Below are 15,003 nucleotides of genomic sequence, written 5' to 3' on the forward strand. Positions count from 1 at the left end.
TTTTTTTAGCGGTTATTGGTACACAAACGAGAATATTGATTGGAAGTGTGTCTTCGCGAAGGGTAGACGCCATGAATAATCGTTCGGGGTAGGGTATGGAACTGCAGTGAGTCGTCTTCCACGGTCATCACTGACGATATCGGGCGTCGAAAGAACAAAAAATAGAGCAAGATCTTGCCTATCAGGCAATTTCTCGCTCGCTTACTGGCAAGTTCTTGCCCATGAATTTTCCATCCTTGAGTGTTAAAATACGTAACTTATTGTTTCTAAATGATCGTTCAGAGAGTGGCACGGTAGCTGCCCTATAAAAGGTGTCCGCAGGACGTTCTCAACCATCATTTAGGAAAGAAGATCATGCCAACTCCTTGTTATATCAGCATCGAAGGCCGTACTCAGGGCAACATCACCGCCGGCGCCTTCACTCCGGATTCTGTCGGCAACATCTATGTCGAAGGTCATGAAGATCAGATGCTGGTGCAGGAATTCAAGCACGTCGTTACCGTGCCTACCGACCCGCAGTCCGGCCAGCCCGCAGGCCAGCGCGCCCATAAGCCGTTTATCTTCACCGTGGCGCTGAACAAGGCCGTGCCGCTGATGTACAACGCTCTGGCCTCCGGCGAAATGCTGCCGAACGTCGAACTCAAATGGTATCGCACCTCCGTAGAAGGCAAGCAGGAGCACTTCTTCACCACGTCATTGACTGATGCCACCATCGTCGACATCAACCTGCGCATGCCTCACGCCCAGGACTCGACTCAGTCCGAGTTCACTCAGCTGATGGACGTTTCCTTGGCCTATCGCAAGATCGAGTGGGAACACACCGTTGCCGGCACCTCCGGCTCCGACGACTGGCGCGCCCCGATCGAGGCGTAAGCCCGATTACTCAAGCGTACCGGTAAGCAACAGGTATCACGCTAAAGGTGAGCTGAGCGACGTTGTCGCTCAGCTCACCTTTTCTTTTGCCTCGAATCTTTTGCCACGAAATGGGCCTATTAATCGCGTTATTCCAGCGCTTGATGGGGATAAGGCGATGATAGATTGATGAGGAGATTAATCACACGTCGAATGCAGGACCATTCAATGACCATCATCATGCGTTTCATAAGCGCCATTGCGCTGGCGGTATTGGCTAGCGGTTGCGCAACCTCCGCAAGCGATCCGATCCCGCCCGCCTATGGAACAAATCATGGTGATAGTTTGGGCCCAACGGATGGCTTCTACGCAGCCAAAGAGGCAGACGAAGAAGGCTCCCCCTACCAGGCTTTGATGTCCAACATGCTCGCCACCGCTAGCACTGCCATACTGCTGAGCAGCAACGCCGGCATCGGCTTGTCCCTGGGCAGGTCTTTTGGTCTTGGTTTCGCGGCTTCGATGCTGGATCCCTTTCAGGATAAAGACCAGGAAAGTGAGCAGGACAAGGCGCCTGCCAGTGTACCGGTAGCGCCTATGGCACTGCAGACAATGACACCGGAACAAATGAAGGCGCAGCTGCACGCATCTTTACAGCAGGCAGGCCTTCAGGCCTTGATAGGGCTGGGCGTGCCTCAGGCAACCCTCGAACAAGGGCTGCAGGTCAAGGCGTTCTATGAGCAGGCCAGCAATAACATGCTCGTGGCCAGCGAAAAGGACGGCTGCATCAAGATGGTAGGAAAGAACGGTGAAGGAACCTGCGTGCTGTCGTTGCAGTTTCAAGCGCCGGCTCAGCTATTCAACTCAAACAGGCCCTTGTTCGCCGATGCCTATGTACCGCCGGGCTATTTTGGTCTGTAGGCATTCTGCAACTCAATCTCGTTATGAATCACAACGACTCCGCCTTGATAGGCGGAGTTTTTCGTTTGTCTCTTGCTGGCGCTCTCAAGATTGAATTGAGCGCGTGTACCATAGAGGGTATTCAATAACCCCCGAACAACAGATTGATGAGGCAAGATGCATGAACAGCACAACCTTCGTCTCCAGCGACGAGATTCGCAACCGTTTCTCTCAGGCCTTATCCGCCATGTACCAGACGGAGGTGCCCCATTACGGCACGCTGCTGGAGCTCGTCGAACAGGTCAACCAGGAAACACTGGCGGCCAACCCCGTCCTTGCCGAACGTCTTGAATCCGATGGCGAGTTAGGACGGCTGGACGTCGAGCGCCATGGCGCCATCCGCGTCGGCACGTCGGAAGAACTTGCCATGCTGCGCCGGCTGTTCGCAGTGATGGGTATGCAGCCGGTGGGTTATTACGATCTTTCCGAGGCCGGCGTGCCGGTGCACGCTACCGCATTTCGACCCATCGACGAGGCAGCGCTCGAGCGCAATCCCTTTCGCGTGTTTACCTCCTTGCTGCGCCTGGAACTGATCGAGAGTGTCGAGCTGCGCGAGCGAGCATCCGCCATTCTCGCCGAGCGCGACATCTTTACCCCGGGCGCTCGGGAGCTTATTGCGCTCCACGCAGAACAAGGCGGTCTCAGCGACCCGCAAGCGGATCGTTTCGTGGAGGAGGCGCTGGAGACCTTTCGCTGGCATCAGGACGCCACCGTGGATATCAAAACCTATCAGGCGCTGCTCGAGGAACACCGCCTGATCGCCGACGTGGTCTGCTTCCGCGGGCCGCACATCAACCATCTGACGCCACGTACGTTGAATATCGACGAAGCCCAGCGGCGTATGCCGGATGCCGGCATGAATCCCAAGGCGGTGATCGAGGGCCCACCCCGGCGCGACTGCCCGATCTTGCTACGCCAGACCAGTTTCAAAGCTCTAGAGGAGTCGGTGCGTTTTAACGGCGAGCACCAGGGCACCCATACCGCCCGCTTCGGTGAAATCGAGCAGCGCGGTGCGGCGCTGACCGCCAAGGGCCGAGCCCTCTATGATCGTCTGCTGGCAAGCGCCCGCAAGCAAGCCGCAGGTCTTGATAACGACGCCCATCAACGAACGCTAGCCGAGGCCTTCGCTGAGTTTCCGGATAGCGAGACGCAGCTTCGCCGCGAAGGTCTGGCCTTCTTCGATTATCGGCTCACCGATAAAGGACGTGATGAAGGAGCCGAATGCGGCGAGGAAAAGGAATTGGAAGCCTTGATCGAACAGGGGCTGGTCAGCGCCCGCCCGATCACCTACGAGGATTTTCTGCCGGTGAGTGCGGCGGGTATCTTTCAGTCGAATCTCGGCGGCAGCGAGAACGGCGCCTATGCCGGTAATGCCAACCGCGAGGCCTTCGAGGCAGCATTGGGTGTACCCGTGACCGATGAGCTGGCGCTATACGAAGCCCTTGAACAGTGCTCGATCAAGCGGGTGCGCGAGTGCCTGGCCAAAGCCTCCAAACTTGAAATCGATGGTTAGGGTTTGCCCACCTGCCATGCAAGGGTCAGCGAAACCGATCAAGGAGCCAAACAACAATGAATCCTTTTCCTCTGGAAGAGCGCCTGTTCGAGGTACTGCGCGACGGCGACTGGCCGAGCCCCGCCCAGGCGTGGCGCCTCGATGAAGTGGGGCTGACGGCGCCGATGCTGGCGGAGTTGTTCGAGTCCCAGGTGCTCAGCCGCCAGCTGGACCTGCATGCCCGGCGCCTGCAGGCCCGCGGCGAGGCGTTCTACACCATCGGCAGTTCTGGCCATGAGGGCAATGCCGCAATCGCCGCCGCGTTTCGTGTCACGGATCCGGCATTCCTGCACTACCGCGATGCGGCCTTTCTGATCCAGCGCAGCAAGCAGCTGCCCGGCCAGACGCCGACCTACGACATGCTGCTGAGCTTCGCCGCCTCCAGCGAAGATCCGATCTCCGGTGGTCGCCACAAGGTATTGGGTTCCAAGGCGCTCAACGTGCCGCCTCAGACCAGCACCATCGCCTCCCATCTGCCCAAGGCGGTGGGCGCCGCCCATGGCCTCGGCCTGTGGCGTCGCATCCGCGGGTCGGGGGAGTGGCCAACGGACAGCGTGGTGCTGTGCAGCTTCGGCGATGCTTCCTTCAACCACTCGACGACCCAGGGTGCCCTCAACGCGGCGGCCTGGGCGGCCTATCAGGGCACGCCGATGCCCCTGGTCATGATCTGCGAGGACAACGGCATCGGCATCTCCACGCCGACCCCCGCCGGCTGGATCGAACAGAGCATGCGCGGCCGCCCAGGATTTCACTACATCAGTTGCGACGGGCTCGACCTGCTTGATACCTACCGCGCCGCCCGCGAGGCAGAGCGCTTGGCGCGCCGCCTCAAGCAGCCGGTGTTTTTGCACATGCACTGCGTGCGCCTGATGGGTCACGCCGGCTCCGACGCCCAGCAGTCCTACCTGACGGCGAAGCAGATCAAGGCCTTTGATGCCCGCGATCCGTTGTTGTACAGCGCCAGTCTGTTGATACGTCATGGCGTGCTCGAACCCGAGACCATTCAAGCGCTTTATCACCACATCGGCGGACGGGTGGCGCAGGTCGCGGAAGTGGCGATTCGTCAGCCCAAGCTGGAAAGCGCCGAGGCGGTGATGGCCTCCATCGTTCCGCCGCATCGCCCCAGCCGTCGCCAGCCCATCGAAGCTGAGGTGGATGCAACGCCGGCCACCATGGCCCGGCTGCTCAGCCAGACCCTGTATCGGCTGATGGAAGCCTATCCGCACCTGGTCATGGCCGGGGAGGACATCGGCCGCAAGGGCGGCGTCTACGGCGTAACCCAGCGGCTGCAGGCCAGGTACGGCGCCTATCGCATCATCGACACCCTGCTCGACGAGCAGAGCATTCTGGGGCTGGGCATCGGCCTGGCTCAGAACGGCTTCGTGCCCATCGTCGAGATCCAGTTCCTGGCCTATCTGCACAACGCCGAAGATCAACTGCGCGGCGAGGCCTCTACCCTGAGCTTCTTCTCGAAAGGGCAGTACACCAACCCCATGGTGATACGCATCGCAGGTCTTGGCTACCAGAAGGGCTTCGGCGGGCATTTCCACAACGACAACGCCATCGCCGTGCTGCGCGACATTCCCGGTCTGCTGGTGGCTTGCCCCTCGAACGCCGCGGATGCGGCGGGCCTTTTGCAGGAGGCGGTGCGCCTGGCGGACGAGGAGCAGCGCATCGTGGTGATGCTCGAACCCATTGCCCTCTATCACTGTCGCGATCTTATTGAGGAAGGCGATCAGCGCTGGTGCTTCCCTGATCCCGGGCCGGAGTATCGTCTGCCCGTGGGGTCCCTGGGCCAGTGGGACGAGGGGCACGACCTGGCGATCGTCACCTATGGCAACGGCGTCTATCTCACCCATCAGGCTCGGGAGCGGCTCGAGGCCAAGGGCATTGCGCTTCGCATCATCGACCTGCGCTGGCTGACGGCGCTGGATCACGACGAGCTCCACCGCCGGGTGGCCGACTGCGCCCAGGTGCTGTGCGTGGACGAATGTCGCCGTAGCGGTTCGCCCAGCGAGGAAGTCATCACCGGCCTGGTGGAGCGGGGCATGGAATCCCATCGTCTGCACCGCCTGACCGCCGAGGACAGCTTCATTTCCCTGGGACCGGCGGCGACGGTCACGCTGCCCTCGGTCGCGGCGATTTGTGAGCGTGCCGAAGGCCTTGTAGCCAGGCAGACCGCATCTGAACGCACCGCAACAGGGAGCCGGACATGAGTGAGCTGACCCCACCAACCCCCAAGGAACGCCTGCTGATCGTCTGCCCCGGGCGCGGCACCTACAACCAGGCGGAGTGGGGCTCCTTAACGCGCCACGCCGCCGGCAGCGAGTGGCTTGCGCGCTTCGATGCGCTGCGCCGCGAGCAGGACCAGCCCACCTTGAGCGAGCTCGACGGCGAGACCCCGTTTCGCCTGAGCCTGCACGGGCGTGGCGATCACGCCTCGCCGCTGATCTACGCCTGCGCCCTGGCGGACGTGCTGGCCATCGACCGGGAGCGCTACGAGATCTGCGCCGTGACCGGCAACTCCATGGGCTGGTACATCGCCCTGGCCCTCGGCGGCGCGCTGTCACAGGACGACGCCTTCACCCTGATCAACACCATGGGTCACCTGATGCAGACCACCCTCAACGGCGGTCAGCTGCTCTACCCTTGGGTCGACGACCAGTGGCGGCCCCAGCCCGAGCATCGCCGGGAACTGCTGGCGCTGATCGAGAGACTGCACGGCCAGGACGGCAGCGAGCTTTATCTCTCCATCGACCTTGGCGGCATGCTGGTGTTCGGCGGCAACGAGGCGGGTCTCAAGCGGCTCAGCGAGGAACTCCCGTCGCTGGAGCGTTTTCCCCTGCGCCTGCATCAGCACGCCGCCTTTCACACGCCGATGCAGGAAGGCGTGAAGGCCGAGGCCAGAACGCGCCTGCCGGCGACGCCGTTTCAGGCGCCCGAAGTACCGCTGATCGACGGCCGCGGCAAGCTCTGGACCCCTTGGAGCACCGACCCCGAAGCACTGCGGGACTACACCCTCGGCGAACAGCTGGTGACGCCCTATGATTTCACCGCCGCCCTCAAGGTGGGCGTGCGCGAGTTCGCCCCGGACCGCATCGTCATTCCCGGCCCCGGTTCTACTCTTGGTGGCGCTGTCGCCCAGACGCTGATTCAGCTCAACTGGTGGGGACTCGACAGCAAGGCGGCCTTCCAGACCATGCAGCAGAGTGAGCCAAGGCTGATCAGTATGGGGATAGAGGGGCAGCGGGAGTGGGTGGTGGGGTAGGGCATGGGCAACTGGCTGTTTGGGATCAAAATGGCGCTCAGATAAATGCAGTCGCGTGTTCAAGTCAATAAATGAGCTGGCGATCTAATCACTGTTAAGCCTAGAAATCACGATGAGTCTCGTCGAAATATTAGCTCTTTTTGCAGCGATGGCAGCTTTAGCGCTAGTTCCCAGTACTAGCGTCGCCTTAGTCGTTGCTCGCTCCTGCTCTGCCGGATTCTCAAACGGAAGTGCTGTTGTGGTGGGAATTGTCGCCGGTGATCTTGTCTTTGTGTTTTTAGCTGTTTTGGGAATGGCAGCGCTTGCAGAAGTCGTGGGCAGCTTTTTCTCGGGGTTACTCCTCACTCTCGGTGATGTAAAGGCTATATTTTTCTACGCGAGCTTGTTCCCTGCCTTTGTTAATTTGGCCACTATCGGAACATTGGATATAGCAATAATCGCAGTGATAACCATAGTCGCAGTTGGTGGTGTCAAATTGGGCTATGCCTATTTCGCAGGGGGTGTTGCGTCATTTGCCACTAACTATAGAGCAGAACGAGCAGTTAAAGTTACGGCTGGTGGTTTAATGGTTGGAGCAGGATCGTATCTGATAGCAAAGGCTTAGCAATTGGCTGTACAGCGACCGGTTTTCCGCCGTCTGCAGCTCTAAACCGGCGCGTGAGCCGGGCGTTAGGGTTGGTCGTAATGCCCTCCAATAGCGAAGATGTAAATCGACCTGTCGTCGAACCGGTATATGAGCCTGTCTTTTTGCGAGATACGCCTTGACCAAAAGCCTGATAAGTTATGTTTAAGCGGTTCAGGTTTGCCGATGCCGGACGCTGGATCATCAGAGCGGAGCATTTCCTTCAAAAGTTTGCAGAGAGCCTTATGCAGCTTTTTGTCTTTCTCACGTATTTTTTCATAGGCTTCCCAAGTGCTGCCTTCAAATACCAGTGATCTCATTCATCTGCTCATCATCAGGTGAGTATCCTTTCCCTTTGCTGTGAGTATCGAGAGAGGCTGCAATCTGTTGCATCAGATCTTGGTTCTGAAGAACATGTAAGGTTTCTTGTTCTCTTTCCCAGTCGTCGGCGCTCATGACCACGAAAGCCTCTCCGGCACGACGTGTCACCTTTAGAGGTTCGTGCCTGGTAATGACTTGCTCTACAAGGCTTTTCAGGTTGTCTCTAAATTTGTTCACGCTGACAACGTCCATGACTTTACCATTACGTACGGGATTTCAGTACGACTATATCGCAATAGCCAGGACAAGGCCAAGCACAGCGACAATCTTTTCGTTGCGGTCTTGTCTCCACTCCAAGAGTGGGCATGCTGCAAGCGTCAGCGCCTGATCGAAATTGGCTTGACGCGACATGAGTTTTTGCACGATCTTGCCGCGAGGCTTGTGAAAGGAGTGTATCGTCCATGAATCTAAGGTCATCCAATCTTGTTGTTGGTGCATTGCTATTCACCTCCATAGCATTGGCAGGATGCGTCAACGGTGGTGCTTCAGGCTCCAAAAATTCGAGCGTCAGCCAAGCCGGTGATTTGCAGTTTGAACAAAGGACTTACCGCTATACCTGCGATAACAATCAGGTAATAGAAGCAAGATACGTGACAACGCAGAAAGGCAACGAGGATGGCCCCGTTCTTCTTGTACTTCACTACAAGGATCAGCTCTTTGGCCTTGCGCCTGCCGTATCGGCCAGTGGCAGTCGTTATATCGGCCATGCAGGGTTAACGACAGGTTCCGGCTTGGAGTGGTGGGGAAAGGGCAGTGACGCATGGCTGAGCCGCTTCACCGGTGACAATGCCCAGGAGACTGAACGACTGCAAACCTGCCGTCTTGATAAGTCTTGAACGGTACGCTCAAGGCGTCATGTGTAGATATGTAGAAAGGTTTACTCAATAAAAATGAGATATGAGCGCTCTGCTGCTTACTGTCGACGGTGGCAGCAGAGTCTGTCAGATGAAATCATCGCGTGGAACGAAGCAAAGCGCTATGGTCGTCACCTGACTTCCTTGGTACCGGGCAGGGCAAGCGCGCGGTTATCGAAGGTATAGGTTCCCGAGTACGGCTCGCCTTTCGAGCGTGCAAGATAGGCGGCTTTTCTGGCAATCAAGGCATCCGGGAAATCTGCATTCGTTTGCCGGTAATCCTGCAAAGCCTGCCATACCGTCTCGTCGTCTTCGAACATCAGCGTCGGTTCTTGTAGCAAGCATTCGATGGCATCGATCAACGCTTGCTTGTCGGCACGATACTTCTTGCCTTTCAATGTCCAGAGCGTTTCGACAAGCACGATATCCGTTATCAGTACCAGTGTTTCGCCTTGGATCAACGCCTTGGCTCGGTGCGTTTGGGCCTCATCGTCCTGCAATAGATAACGCAAGAGCACATTAGTATTGATGGCGATCACGTCGCCGATTTCCGGTTGGCATCACGCTGTTCCACTGCTTCTTGCAAGGAGTCTTCATCGCTGAGGGAAGGGTCTCCCGAAAGATGGGCAAGCGCGCCCTCGGCTGCACCAACGTGCTGTCTCATCAAGGTGATTTGACCGTCGTGGATGAACACCTTGACCTTGTCGCCGGGCGTGATGCCTATCTCCCGACAGAGGTCAATGGGTAGCGTGATTTGCCGCTTCGAGCTGACGGTAGCTAGAGTCTTGGCCATAGGATTCGCTCCTTTACGCATCAGGATGAATAAACGCTGAGTATGCTTTACTTTTTGCGAATAGTAAATTTCAAAGCGATGTCAGCAAATTCATCAATGGACAGCAGCGGTAGCTGATAGGGGAAAGGCAAACTGTTAGGCTGCTCACACCAACCGTCACCGGCCTCGTTAACCCGACATGCCCACTCCGGCTTCTCCCTTGCCGCGCCATGCACTGGCCGGGCTGCTAATCCTTTCCGGCCTGCTGCTTCAGATTCTCGGTTTCACTGATTTCGTTTCGGTGCCGCATCTAGTGGGCTACGCCCTCTGGCTGGCGACGCTGCTGCTGTGGCGCGATATTCCCAAACGTACCCGGCTTCAGGCAGGAGTCCTCGCCGGGCTCGGGCTTGCCATGCTGCTGCTGACCGACCTCCATTATGAAGAGTCCGTGCGCTGGCCGGGTATCCTCGACGGCAATACCCATGTGGTGGCGATGCTGGTGGGGGTCAGTTTCATCGGGTTGATCGGCAATCGCCGAAAACGCTCTCTCGGGCGCTCCGTCACTGGATTACGCGGTACCGCCGGTACCTGGTTGGGCGTCCATCTGCTGGGGACCATTCTCAATCTCTCGACGGTATTCATGATCGGCGATCGTCTTGCCAGGCATGGCCCTCTTTCCCTACCCCAGCTGTTGGCCCTCAACCGTGGCCTTTCCAGCGCGGCGCTCTGGTCGCCTTTCTTTGCTTCCATGGGCGTGGTGATGACACTTGCGCCGCAAATGACCTATCTGAATGTGTTGGCCGTGGGCATGCCCTTGGCACTGCTGGCCGGCGTGGTCACGCTGATCGATCTTTCCCGACGCTTCGATCTTTCGGAAGTGGCAGGGTTTTCTCTCTCGCCGCGCAGCCTGATGATGCCGTCTGGCATGGCCTTGCTGGTGCTGCTCTTTCATTATCAACTGCTGCCAGGGTTGCAGATCATCAGCATCATTACTTTCCTGCTGCCGGCGGTGGCATTGCTCAGCAACCTGGTTCAAGGACCACGCTGGACGCTCAAGCGCGTTCGTCAGCACACGCTTGAGCGGCTGCCCGCCATGCGCGGCGAGATCTCTCTTTTTCTTTGCGCGGGGCTCTTCACCTTGGGGCTTTCGAGTCTGATCGATGCCGCAACTAACGGCGAATGGACGCTTTTTGCCGAGTTCGGCGCTGTTCAAGGGGTGATCAGCTTCCTGGCTATCGTGGCAAGCGCCATTGCCGGTCTGCATCCCATCATCGGCGTGTCGGTGCTTGCCTCGATGCTGAATCTTCAGGGAGGCGAACAGACCCTGTTCGCTTTCGTCGCTCTCGGCGCCTGGGCGGTGGGCACCGCCGTAGGTCCTCTTTCGGGCATCAATCTTTCGCTACAGGGGCGCTACGGCGTCAGCGGCTACCGCATGATGAAGCACAGCCTGGGCTATGCGGCAGTGATGGCAGGATTGGTATCGGTAGGCATCTTCGGGCTCGATTTCTGGTTGTGAGGTGAGTCTAGCCATCTTGTCAGCTCTATCCCGCACCCATCGGCTACACTCTATTTTCAATAAGAATAGGAAGCCGCCATGTCCTGGGAGTTCTTGCTGACGTCATTCGTCGTCGTGCTGTTACCCGGCACGGGTGTGATCTACACGCTTGCCGTTGGCCTGGGTCGAGGGTTTCAAGCCAGCGTTGCCGCTGCCTTGGGGTGCACGTTCGGCATCGTGCCTGCCGCTGTCGCTAGTATCCTCGGACTGGCGGCCCTGTTGCATACAAGCGCATTGATGTTTCAGGTGTTCAAGTATCTTGGGGTGGTTTATCTCTTCTATATGGCCTGGAGCATTCTGCGTGAGGGCGGCGCCCTCGACGTTACCGGCAATACAACCAGGGAGAACATGCGGCGTATCGCCGTGAGAGGGACGCTGCTCAATGTATTGAACCCGAAGCTGTCGCTGTTCTTCCTTGCCTTCCTGCCCCAGTTCGTGACGCCGGGCGCCGAAAACGCCACCCTGGCACTTGTCGGTCTTGCCGCGATCTTCATGCTGATGACGTTTGTGGTCTTCATCGGTTACGGCGCGTTTGCGTCGCTTGCTCGGGATTACGTGATCCGACGGCCTAGAGTCTTGCAATGGATCAGGCGCGCCTTCGCTGGGGCCTTCGGTTTTCTCGGGGCCAGGCTGGCAACTTCCGAATGATGGGGCTTGTTGCCGTGCTTTTTAGGCTAGGCATGGCGTTTATTCCCAATCCTCGACGCTGGCTGGTTAGAATGGTCCTTGCCTTTCATCGTCGATTGAGGAGCCTCGCATGAGCGCCACCGACACCTGGATACTCACCGCCCAATGCCCCAGCCGCCTTGGCACCGTGGATGTGGTCACCCGCTTCCTGAAGGAGCAGCATTGCTACATCACCGAACTCAACTCCTTCGATGATCGTCTGGCAGAGCGTTTCTTCATCCGTGTCGAGTTTCGACCCGAAAACGAGGGGTTCGATGATGAGCGCTTCCAGGCCGAATTTGCCCCTCGGGCGGCAGAGTTCGACATGACCTTCGAGTTGGCCGCACCCGGCAGGCGCACCCCGGTGGTGATCATGGTTTCCAAGACGGATCATTGTCTTAACGATCTGCTTTATCGCTACCGTACCGGTCAGCTGTCCATCGATGTGCGGGCGATCATCTCCAATCACCCGGATCTCGAACCCCTGGCCGTCTGGCATGAAATTCCCTATCACCACTGCCCGATAACGCCGGAAACCAAGCCCCAGCAGGAAGCCGAGGTGTGGCGTATCATCGAGGAAACCGGCGCCGAGCTGGTGATCCTGGCGCGCTACATGCAGGTGCTCTCGAGCGAGATGTGTACCCGCCTGAGTGGCTGGGCGATCAATATCCATCACTCTTTGCTGCCAGGGTTCAAGGGCGCCAAGCCTTATCATCAGGCCTACGAGAAAGGGGTCAAGCTGGTCGGTGCCACGGCCCACTACATCAATGACGATCTTGACGAAGGGCCGATCATCACCCAAGGCGTGGAAGTGGTGGATCACAGCCACTACCCGGAGGATCTGGTGGCCAAAGGCCGGGACATCGAACGCCAGACCCTGGCCCGGGCGGTGGATTACCACCTGCAGCGCCGGGTGTTTTTGCATGCCAAACGCACGGTGGTGTTTGCGGGGAGCTGATGAGAAGCTAATAAAATACCAGCTCAGTCGTAAAATCAAAGAGCAAGTGGTGAAAAGTAGTTATGTATTCCTCCAAGCATCTTCATTCACGAGATTGATCGGCCGCTGGCCCTTGAGCGCCAGGGTGATGTTGTCCACGGCACGCTGGGCCATGGCGTTGCGGGTCTCGGTCGTAGCCGAGCCGATATGCGGCAGCGCCACCACGTTGTTCATGTGCGGCAAGGGAGAGTCCTTTGGCAGCGGCTCCTGCTCGAACACGTCGAGGCCGGCGGCCCTGATCTCGCCGTTCTTCAGCGCCGCGATCAGTGCCGGTTCGTCGACCACCTTGCCCCGGGCGATGTTGACGAAGATCGCCGAAGGTTTCATCAGCGAGAACTCCCGTGCGCCGATCAGTTTCTCCGTGTCTTCGGTCAGGGGCACGGTGACGCAGACGAAGTCGGCCTCGGCGAGCAGCGCATCGAGTTCGCGACGTTCGGCGCCGAGTTCGGTTTCCAGTTCCGGCTTGGGGGAGGCGTTGGAATAGAGAATTTTCATGCCGAATCCCAGGGCGCCGCGGCGCGCGATGGCGGCGCCGATACGCCCGAAGCCGACCATCCCTAAGGTCTTGCCGTGCACGTCGCTGCCGAACTGGGCTTCATTGATGCTTGTTTTCCAGTCGCCGCGCTTGATGAACTCGGCAAGTTCCACTGCGCGCCGGGCGGTGGCCATGATCAGCAGAAAGCCGGTATCGGCGGTGGTTTCGGTGAGCACATCCGGGGTGTTGCACAGCAGGATGCCGCGACGGGTCAGCTCGTCGATCGGATAGTTGTCGACCCCCACCGAGATACTGGCGATGGCTTCCAGCTTGGGTGCCATATTGAGCAGCTCGGAGGTGACGGACAAGCTGGCGCCGCCGACCAGACCGTGGGCATCTTTTAGCGCCTCATGAAAGGCCGGGTCGTTGGCCAGGTCGGTGCCTGAGAAGCGCGTCAACTCGAAATCCCGGGATAGCGCGGCCAGCTGATCGTCGGTCAATCGGCCATAGACGAGAACGGGTTTCTTGTTCAGCGTAATTCTCCTCTTGATAGTGGGCCTATATCGTACCGCGTCACAGCGAGTGATATAACGCAGAAGACGCAACGCCACCCGGGATGTTTCATGACCGATCGTTCACACCTCAACGCCGACCTCGAACGCCTGCTCGCTGCCCAGCGCGAGGCTTTCAATCGGGAGCCCATGCCGGAGGCGGCGGCGCGCATTCGTCTGCTCAAGGCGCTCAGGGGAAGCCTGATTCGCCATCAGGATGCCCTGATCGAGGCCATCAGCCACGACTTCGGCCGTCGTTCGCCTCATGAAACCCGCTTCGCGGAGATATTGCCGACGGTGCAGGGTATCGATTATGCGGTGAAACGGATACGCCGCTGGATGAAGCCTTCCCGGCGTCGGGTCGGGATAGCCTTTCAGCCAGGCCGGGCGCGGGTGGTGTATCAGCCCCTCGGCGTGGTGGGCATCATCGTGCCCTGGAACTATCCGCTCTATCTGGCCATGAGCCCCTTGATCGCCGCCCTGGCCGCCGGCAATCGGGCGATGCTCAAGATGAGTGAGTTCACCCCGGCCACCGCCGAGGTCGTGGCCCGCTTGCTGGGCGAGGTCTTCGAGGAAGACCGGGTCGCGGTGGTTACCGGCGAGGCGGATATCGGCCGGGCGTTCTCGCAGCTACCCTTCGATCATCTGCTGTTCACCGGCAGCACCGCGGTAGGCAAGCACGTGATGCGCGCCGCCGCGGACAATCTGACCCCGGTGACCCTGGAGCTGGGCGGCAAGTCGCCGGCCATCGTCTCCAGGGACGTACCCATCGAGCATGCCGCCGAGCGCATCGCCTTCGGCAAGGGACTCAATGCCGGCCAGACCTGCGTCGCGCCGGATTACGTACTCTGCCCGCGAGAGCGGGTGGACGAACTCGAGGCGGCGCTGCGCCAGGCGTTCACACGGCTCTACCCGAGCCTCGTTGACAACCCGGACTACACCCGGATCGTCAACGAGCGTCAGTATCGACGGCTCGTCGACGTCCTCGACGATGCCCGGGCCAAGGGTGCCCGCGTGATCGCCATCAATCCGGCCGATGAGAACTTCGAGGGTTCGCGAGTGATACCGCCGACCCTGCTGCTCGATGTCACCGATGACATGCGGGCCATGCAGGAGGAAATCTTCGGCCCGCTGCTGCCGATCGTCCCGGTCGATGATATCGAGGAAGCGATGGCTTATGTGGCTCGTCGTCCGCGCCCGCTGGCGCTGTACTACTTCGGCTATAACAGGGCCGAGCAGCGCCGCTTGATGAGCCACACCCACGCCGGCGGCATGTGCGTGAACGACAGCGTGCTCCACGTGGCCCAGGAGGACATGCCCTTCGGCGGCATCGGCGCCTCGGGCATGGGCCATTATCATGGTCACGAGGGCTTCCTCACCTTCAGCAAGGCCAAGGGGGTGTTCATCAAGCAGCGCCTCAACACGGCCAAGCTGATCTACCCGCCTTATGGCGGCAAGCTACAAATGCTGATTTATCGCTGGTTTGTACGGTGAGGGAGGG

16 protein-coding genes are annotated in these 15,003 nt (G+C 59.1%); 11 read left to right on the forward strand and 5 right to left on the reverse strand.

Going from position 1 to position 15,003, the window contains the following annotated elements; translation table 11 throughout:
* The first annotated feature begins 354 nt into the window (after positions 1–354).
* The 6 genes from CH74_RS00730 to CH74_RS00755 all read left to right on the forward strand — a co-directional run bounded on the left by CH74_RS00730 (position 355) and on the right by CH74_RS00755 (position 7,233).
* The gene (locus tag CH74_RS00730) at positions 355–873 is read left to right on the forward strand and encodes an Hcp family type VI secretion system effector (protein WP_048305560.1); all 519 of its coding nucleotides are present in this window, start codon (positions 355–357) and stop codon (positions 871–873) included.
* Positions 874–1,080: 207 nt separating this feature from the next.
* Positions 1,081–1,770 (forward strand): hypothetical protein, encoded by a 690-nt coding sequence (locus CH74_RS00735; protein ID WP_048305561.1) that lies wholly within the window; start codon positions 1,081–1,083, stop codon positions 1,768–1,770.
* Between the two features lie 160 nt (positions 1,771–1,930).
* Positions 1,931–3,322, forward strand: a complete 1,392-nt coding sequence (locus CH74_RS00740; protein ID WP_048305562.1) for a VOC family protein — start codon at positions 1,931–1,933, stop codon at positions 3,320–3,322.
* A gap of 56 nt (positions 3,323–3,378) precedes the next feature.
* Positions 3,379–5,577, forward strand: a complete 2,199-nt coding sequence (locus tag CH74_RS00745) for a thiamine pyrophosphate-dependent enzyme (RefSeq protein WP_048305563.1) — start codon at positions 3,379–3,381, stop codon at positions 5,575–5,577.
* Entirely contained in the window at positions 5,574–6,629 is a 1,056-nt protein-coding gene (locus CH74_RS00750; RefSeq protein WP_048305564.1) for an ACP S-malonyltransferase, read from the forward strand. Before CH74_RS00745 ends, CH74_RS00750 begins: the two co-directional genes overlap by 4 nt.
* A gap of 112 nt (positions 6,630–6,741) precedes the next feature.
* Entirely contained in the window at positions 6,742–7,233 is a 492-nt protein-coding gene (locus CH74_RS00755) for a LysE family translocator (protein ID WP_048305565.1), read from the forward strand.
* 65 nt (positions 7,234–7,298) lie between these two features.
* Here CH74_RS00755 and CH74_RS00760 read toward each other — a convergent pair whose 3' ends face one another.
* Positions 7,299–7,571 (reverse strand): Txe/YoeB family addiction module toxin, encoded by a 273-nt coding sequence (locus tag CH74_RS00760; RefSeq protein WP_048305566.1) that lies wholly within the window; start codon positions 7,569–7,571, stop codon positions 7,299–7,301.
* Positions 7,552–7,824 (reverse strand): type II toxin-antitoxin system Phd/YefM family antitoxin, encoded by a 273-nt coding sequence (locus tag CH74_RS00765; RefSeq protein ID WP_048305567.1) that lies wholly within the window; start codon positions 7,822–7,824, stop codon positions 7,552–7,554. The genes CH74_RS00760 and CH74_RS00765 overlap by 20 nt, the downstream gene beginning before the upstream one ends.
* Before the next feature lie 209 nt (positions 7,825–8,033).
* On the opposite strand from CH74_RS00765, the gene CH74_RS18025 reads away from it, so the two are divergent.
* On the forward strand, positions 8,034–8,468 hold the full coding sequence (locus tag CH74_RS18025) for an MliC family protein (protein WP_082140225.1): 435 nt from the start codon (positions 8,034–8,036) through the stop codon (positions 8,466–8,468).
* Positions 8,469–8,617: 149 nt separating this feature from the next.
* Here CH74_RS18025 and CH74_RS00780 read toward each other — a convergent pair whose 3' ends face one another.
* Both CH74_RS00780 and CH74_RS00785 read right to left on the reverse strand, forming a co-directional pair.
* The gene (locus CH74_RS00780) at positions 8,618–9,025 is read right to left on the reverse strand and encodes a PIN domain-containing protein (RefSeq protein ID WP_048305570.1); all 408 of its coding nucleotides are present in this window, start codon (positions 9,023–9,025) and stop codon (positions 8,618–8,620) included.
* Entirely contained in the window at positions 9,022–9,279 is a 258-nt protein-coding gene (locus tag CH74_RS00785) for an AbrB/MazE/SpoVT family DNA-binding domain-containing protein (RefSeq protein WP_048305571.1), read from the reverse strand. Before CH74_RS00785 ends, CH74_RS00780 begins: the two co-directional genes overlap by 4 nt.
* 178 nt (positions 9,280–9,457) lie before the next feature.
* Here CH74_RS00785 and CH74_RS00790 point away from each other — a divergent pair, with 178 nt between their 5' ends.
* From CH74_RS00790 to purU, 3 genes are all read left to right on the forward strand, one after another.
* A complete protein-coding gene (locus CH74_RS00790) occupies positions 9,458–10,774 on the forward strand; it encodes a hypothetical protein (RefSeq protein WP_048305572.1) in 1,317 nt (438 codons plus the stop codon).
* A gap of 78 nt (positions 10,775–10,852) precedes the next feature.
* A complete protein-coding gene (locus CH74_RS00795; protein WP_048305573.1) occupies positions 10,853–11,461 on the forward strand; it encodes a LysE family translocator in 609 nt (202 codons plus the stop codon).
* 109 nt (positions 11,462–11,570) lie between these two features.
* Complete coding sequence (gene purU / locus CH74_RS00800) at positions 11,571–12,437, forward strand: formyltetrahydrofolate deformylase (protein WP_048305574.1); 867 nt, start codon at positions 11,571–11,573, stop codon at positions 12,435–12,437.
* 60 nt (positions 12,438–12,497) lie between these two features.
* On the opposite strand, the gene CH74_RS00805 is transcribed toward purU, so the two are convergent.
* Positions 12,498–13,484: a D-glycerate dehydrogenase gene (locus tag CH74_RS00805; RefSeq protein ID WP_082140233.1), complete on the reverse strand. Its 987-nt coding sequence runs from the start codon at positions 13,482–13,484 to the stop codon at positions 12,498–12,500.
* 90 nt (positions 13,485–13,574) lie between these two features.
* Between CH74_RS00805 and CH74_RS00810 the strand changes: the two genes are divergently transcribed.
* Positions 13,575–14,996, forward strand: coding sequence for a coniferyl aldehyde dehydrogenase (locus CH74_RS00810; protein ID WP_048305575.1), 1,422 nt, complete (start codon positions 13,575–13,577; stop codon positions 14,994–14,996).
* Positions 14,997–15,003 lie beyond the last annotated feature (7 nt).

The organism is Halomonas sp. PR-M31 (genome assembly GCF_001039575.1).
In the GTDB taxonomy this organism is placed as follows: Bacteria; Pseudomonadota; Gammaproteobacteria; order Pseudomonadales; family Halomonadaceae; genus Modicisalibacter.

Excerpts from the sequence above, each read along its gene's own strand:
- CH74_RS00730 (WP_048305560.1), top strand. The coding sequence starts at position 355 with ATGCCAACTCCTTGTTATATCAGCATCGAAGGCCGTACTCAGGGCAAC.
- CH74_RS00735 (WP_048305561.1), top strand. The coding sequence starts at position 1,081 with ATGACCATCATCATGCGTTTCATAAGCGCCATTGCGCTGGCGGTATTG.
- CH74_RS00740 (WP_048305562.1), top strand. The coding sequence starts at position 1,931 with ATGAACAGCACAACCTTCGTCTCCAGCGACGAGATTCGCAACCGTTTC.
- CH74_RS00745 (WP_048305563.1), top strand. The coding sequence starts at position 3,379 with ATGAATCCTTTTCCTCTGGAAGAGCGCCTGTTCGAGGTACTGCGCGAC.
- CH74_RS00750 (WP_048305564.1), top strand. The coding sequence starts at position 5,574 with ATGAGTGAGCTGACCCCACCAACCCCCAAGGAACGCCTGCTGATCGTC.
- CH74_RS00755 (WP_048305565.1), top strand. The coding sequence starts at position 6,742 with ATGAGTCTCGTCGAAATATTAGCTCTTTTTGCAGCGATGGCAGCTTTA.
- CH74_RS00760 (WP_048305566.1), bottom strand. The coding sequence starts at position 7,571 with ATGAGATCACTGGTATTTGAAGGCAGCACTTGGGAAGCCTATGAAAAA.
- CH74_RS00765 (WP_048305567.1), bottom strand. The coding sequence starts at position 7,824 with ATGGACGTTGTCAGCGTGAACAAATTTAGAGACAACCTGAAAAGCCTT.
- CH74_RS18025 (WP_082140225.1), top strand. The coding sequence starts at position 8,034 with ATGAATCTAAGGTCATCCAATCTTGTTGTTGGTGCATTGCTATTCACC.
- CH74_RS00785 (WP_048305571.1), bottom strand. The coding sequence starts at position 9,279 with ATGGCCAAGACTCTAGCTACCGTCAGCTCGAAGCGGCAAATCACGCTA.
- CH74_RS00790 (WP_048305572.1), top strand. The coding sequence starts at position 9,458 with ATGCCCACTCCGGCTTCTCCCTTGCCGCGCCATGCACTGGCCGGGCTG.
- CH74_RS00795 (WP_048305573.1), top strand. The coding sequence starts at position 10,853 with ATGTCCTGGGAGTTCTTGCTGACGTCATTCGTCGTCGTGCTGTTACCC.
- purU (WP_048305574.1), top strand. The coding sequence starts at position 11,571 with ATGAGCGCCACCGACACCTGGATACTCACCGCCCAATGCCCCAGCCGC.
- CH74_RS00810 (WP_048305575.1), top strand. The coding sequence starts at position 13,575 with ATGACCGATCGTTCACACCTCAACGCCGACCTCGAACGCCTGCTCGCT.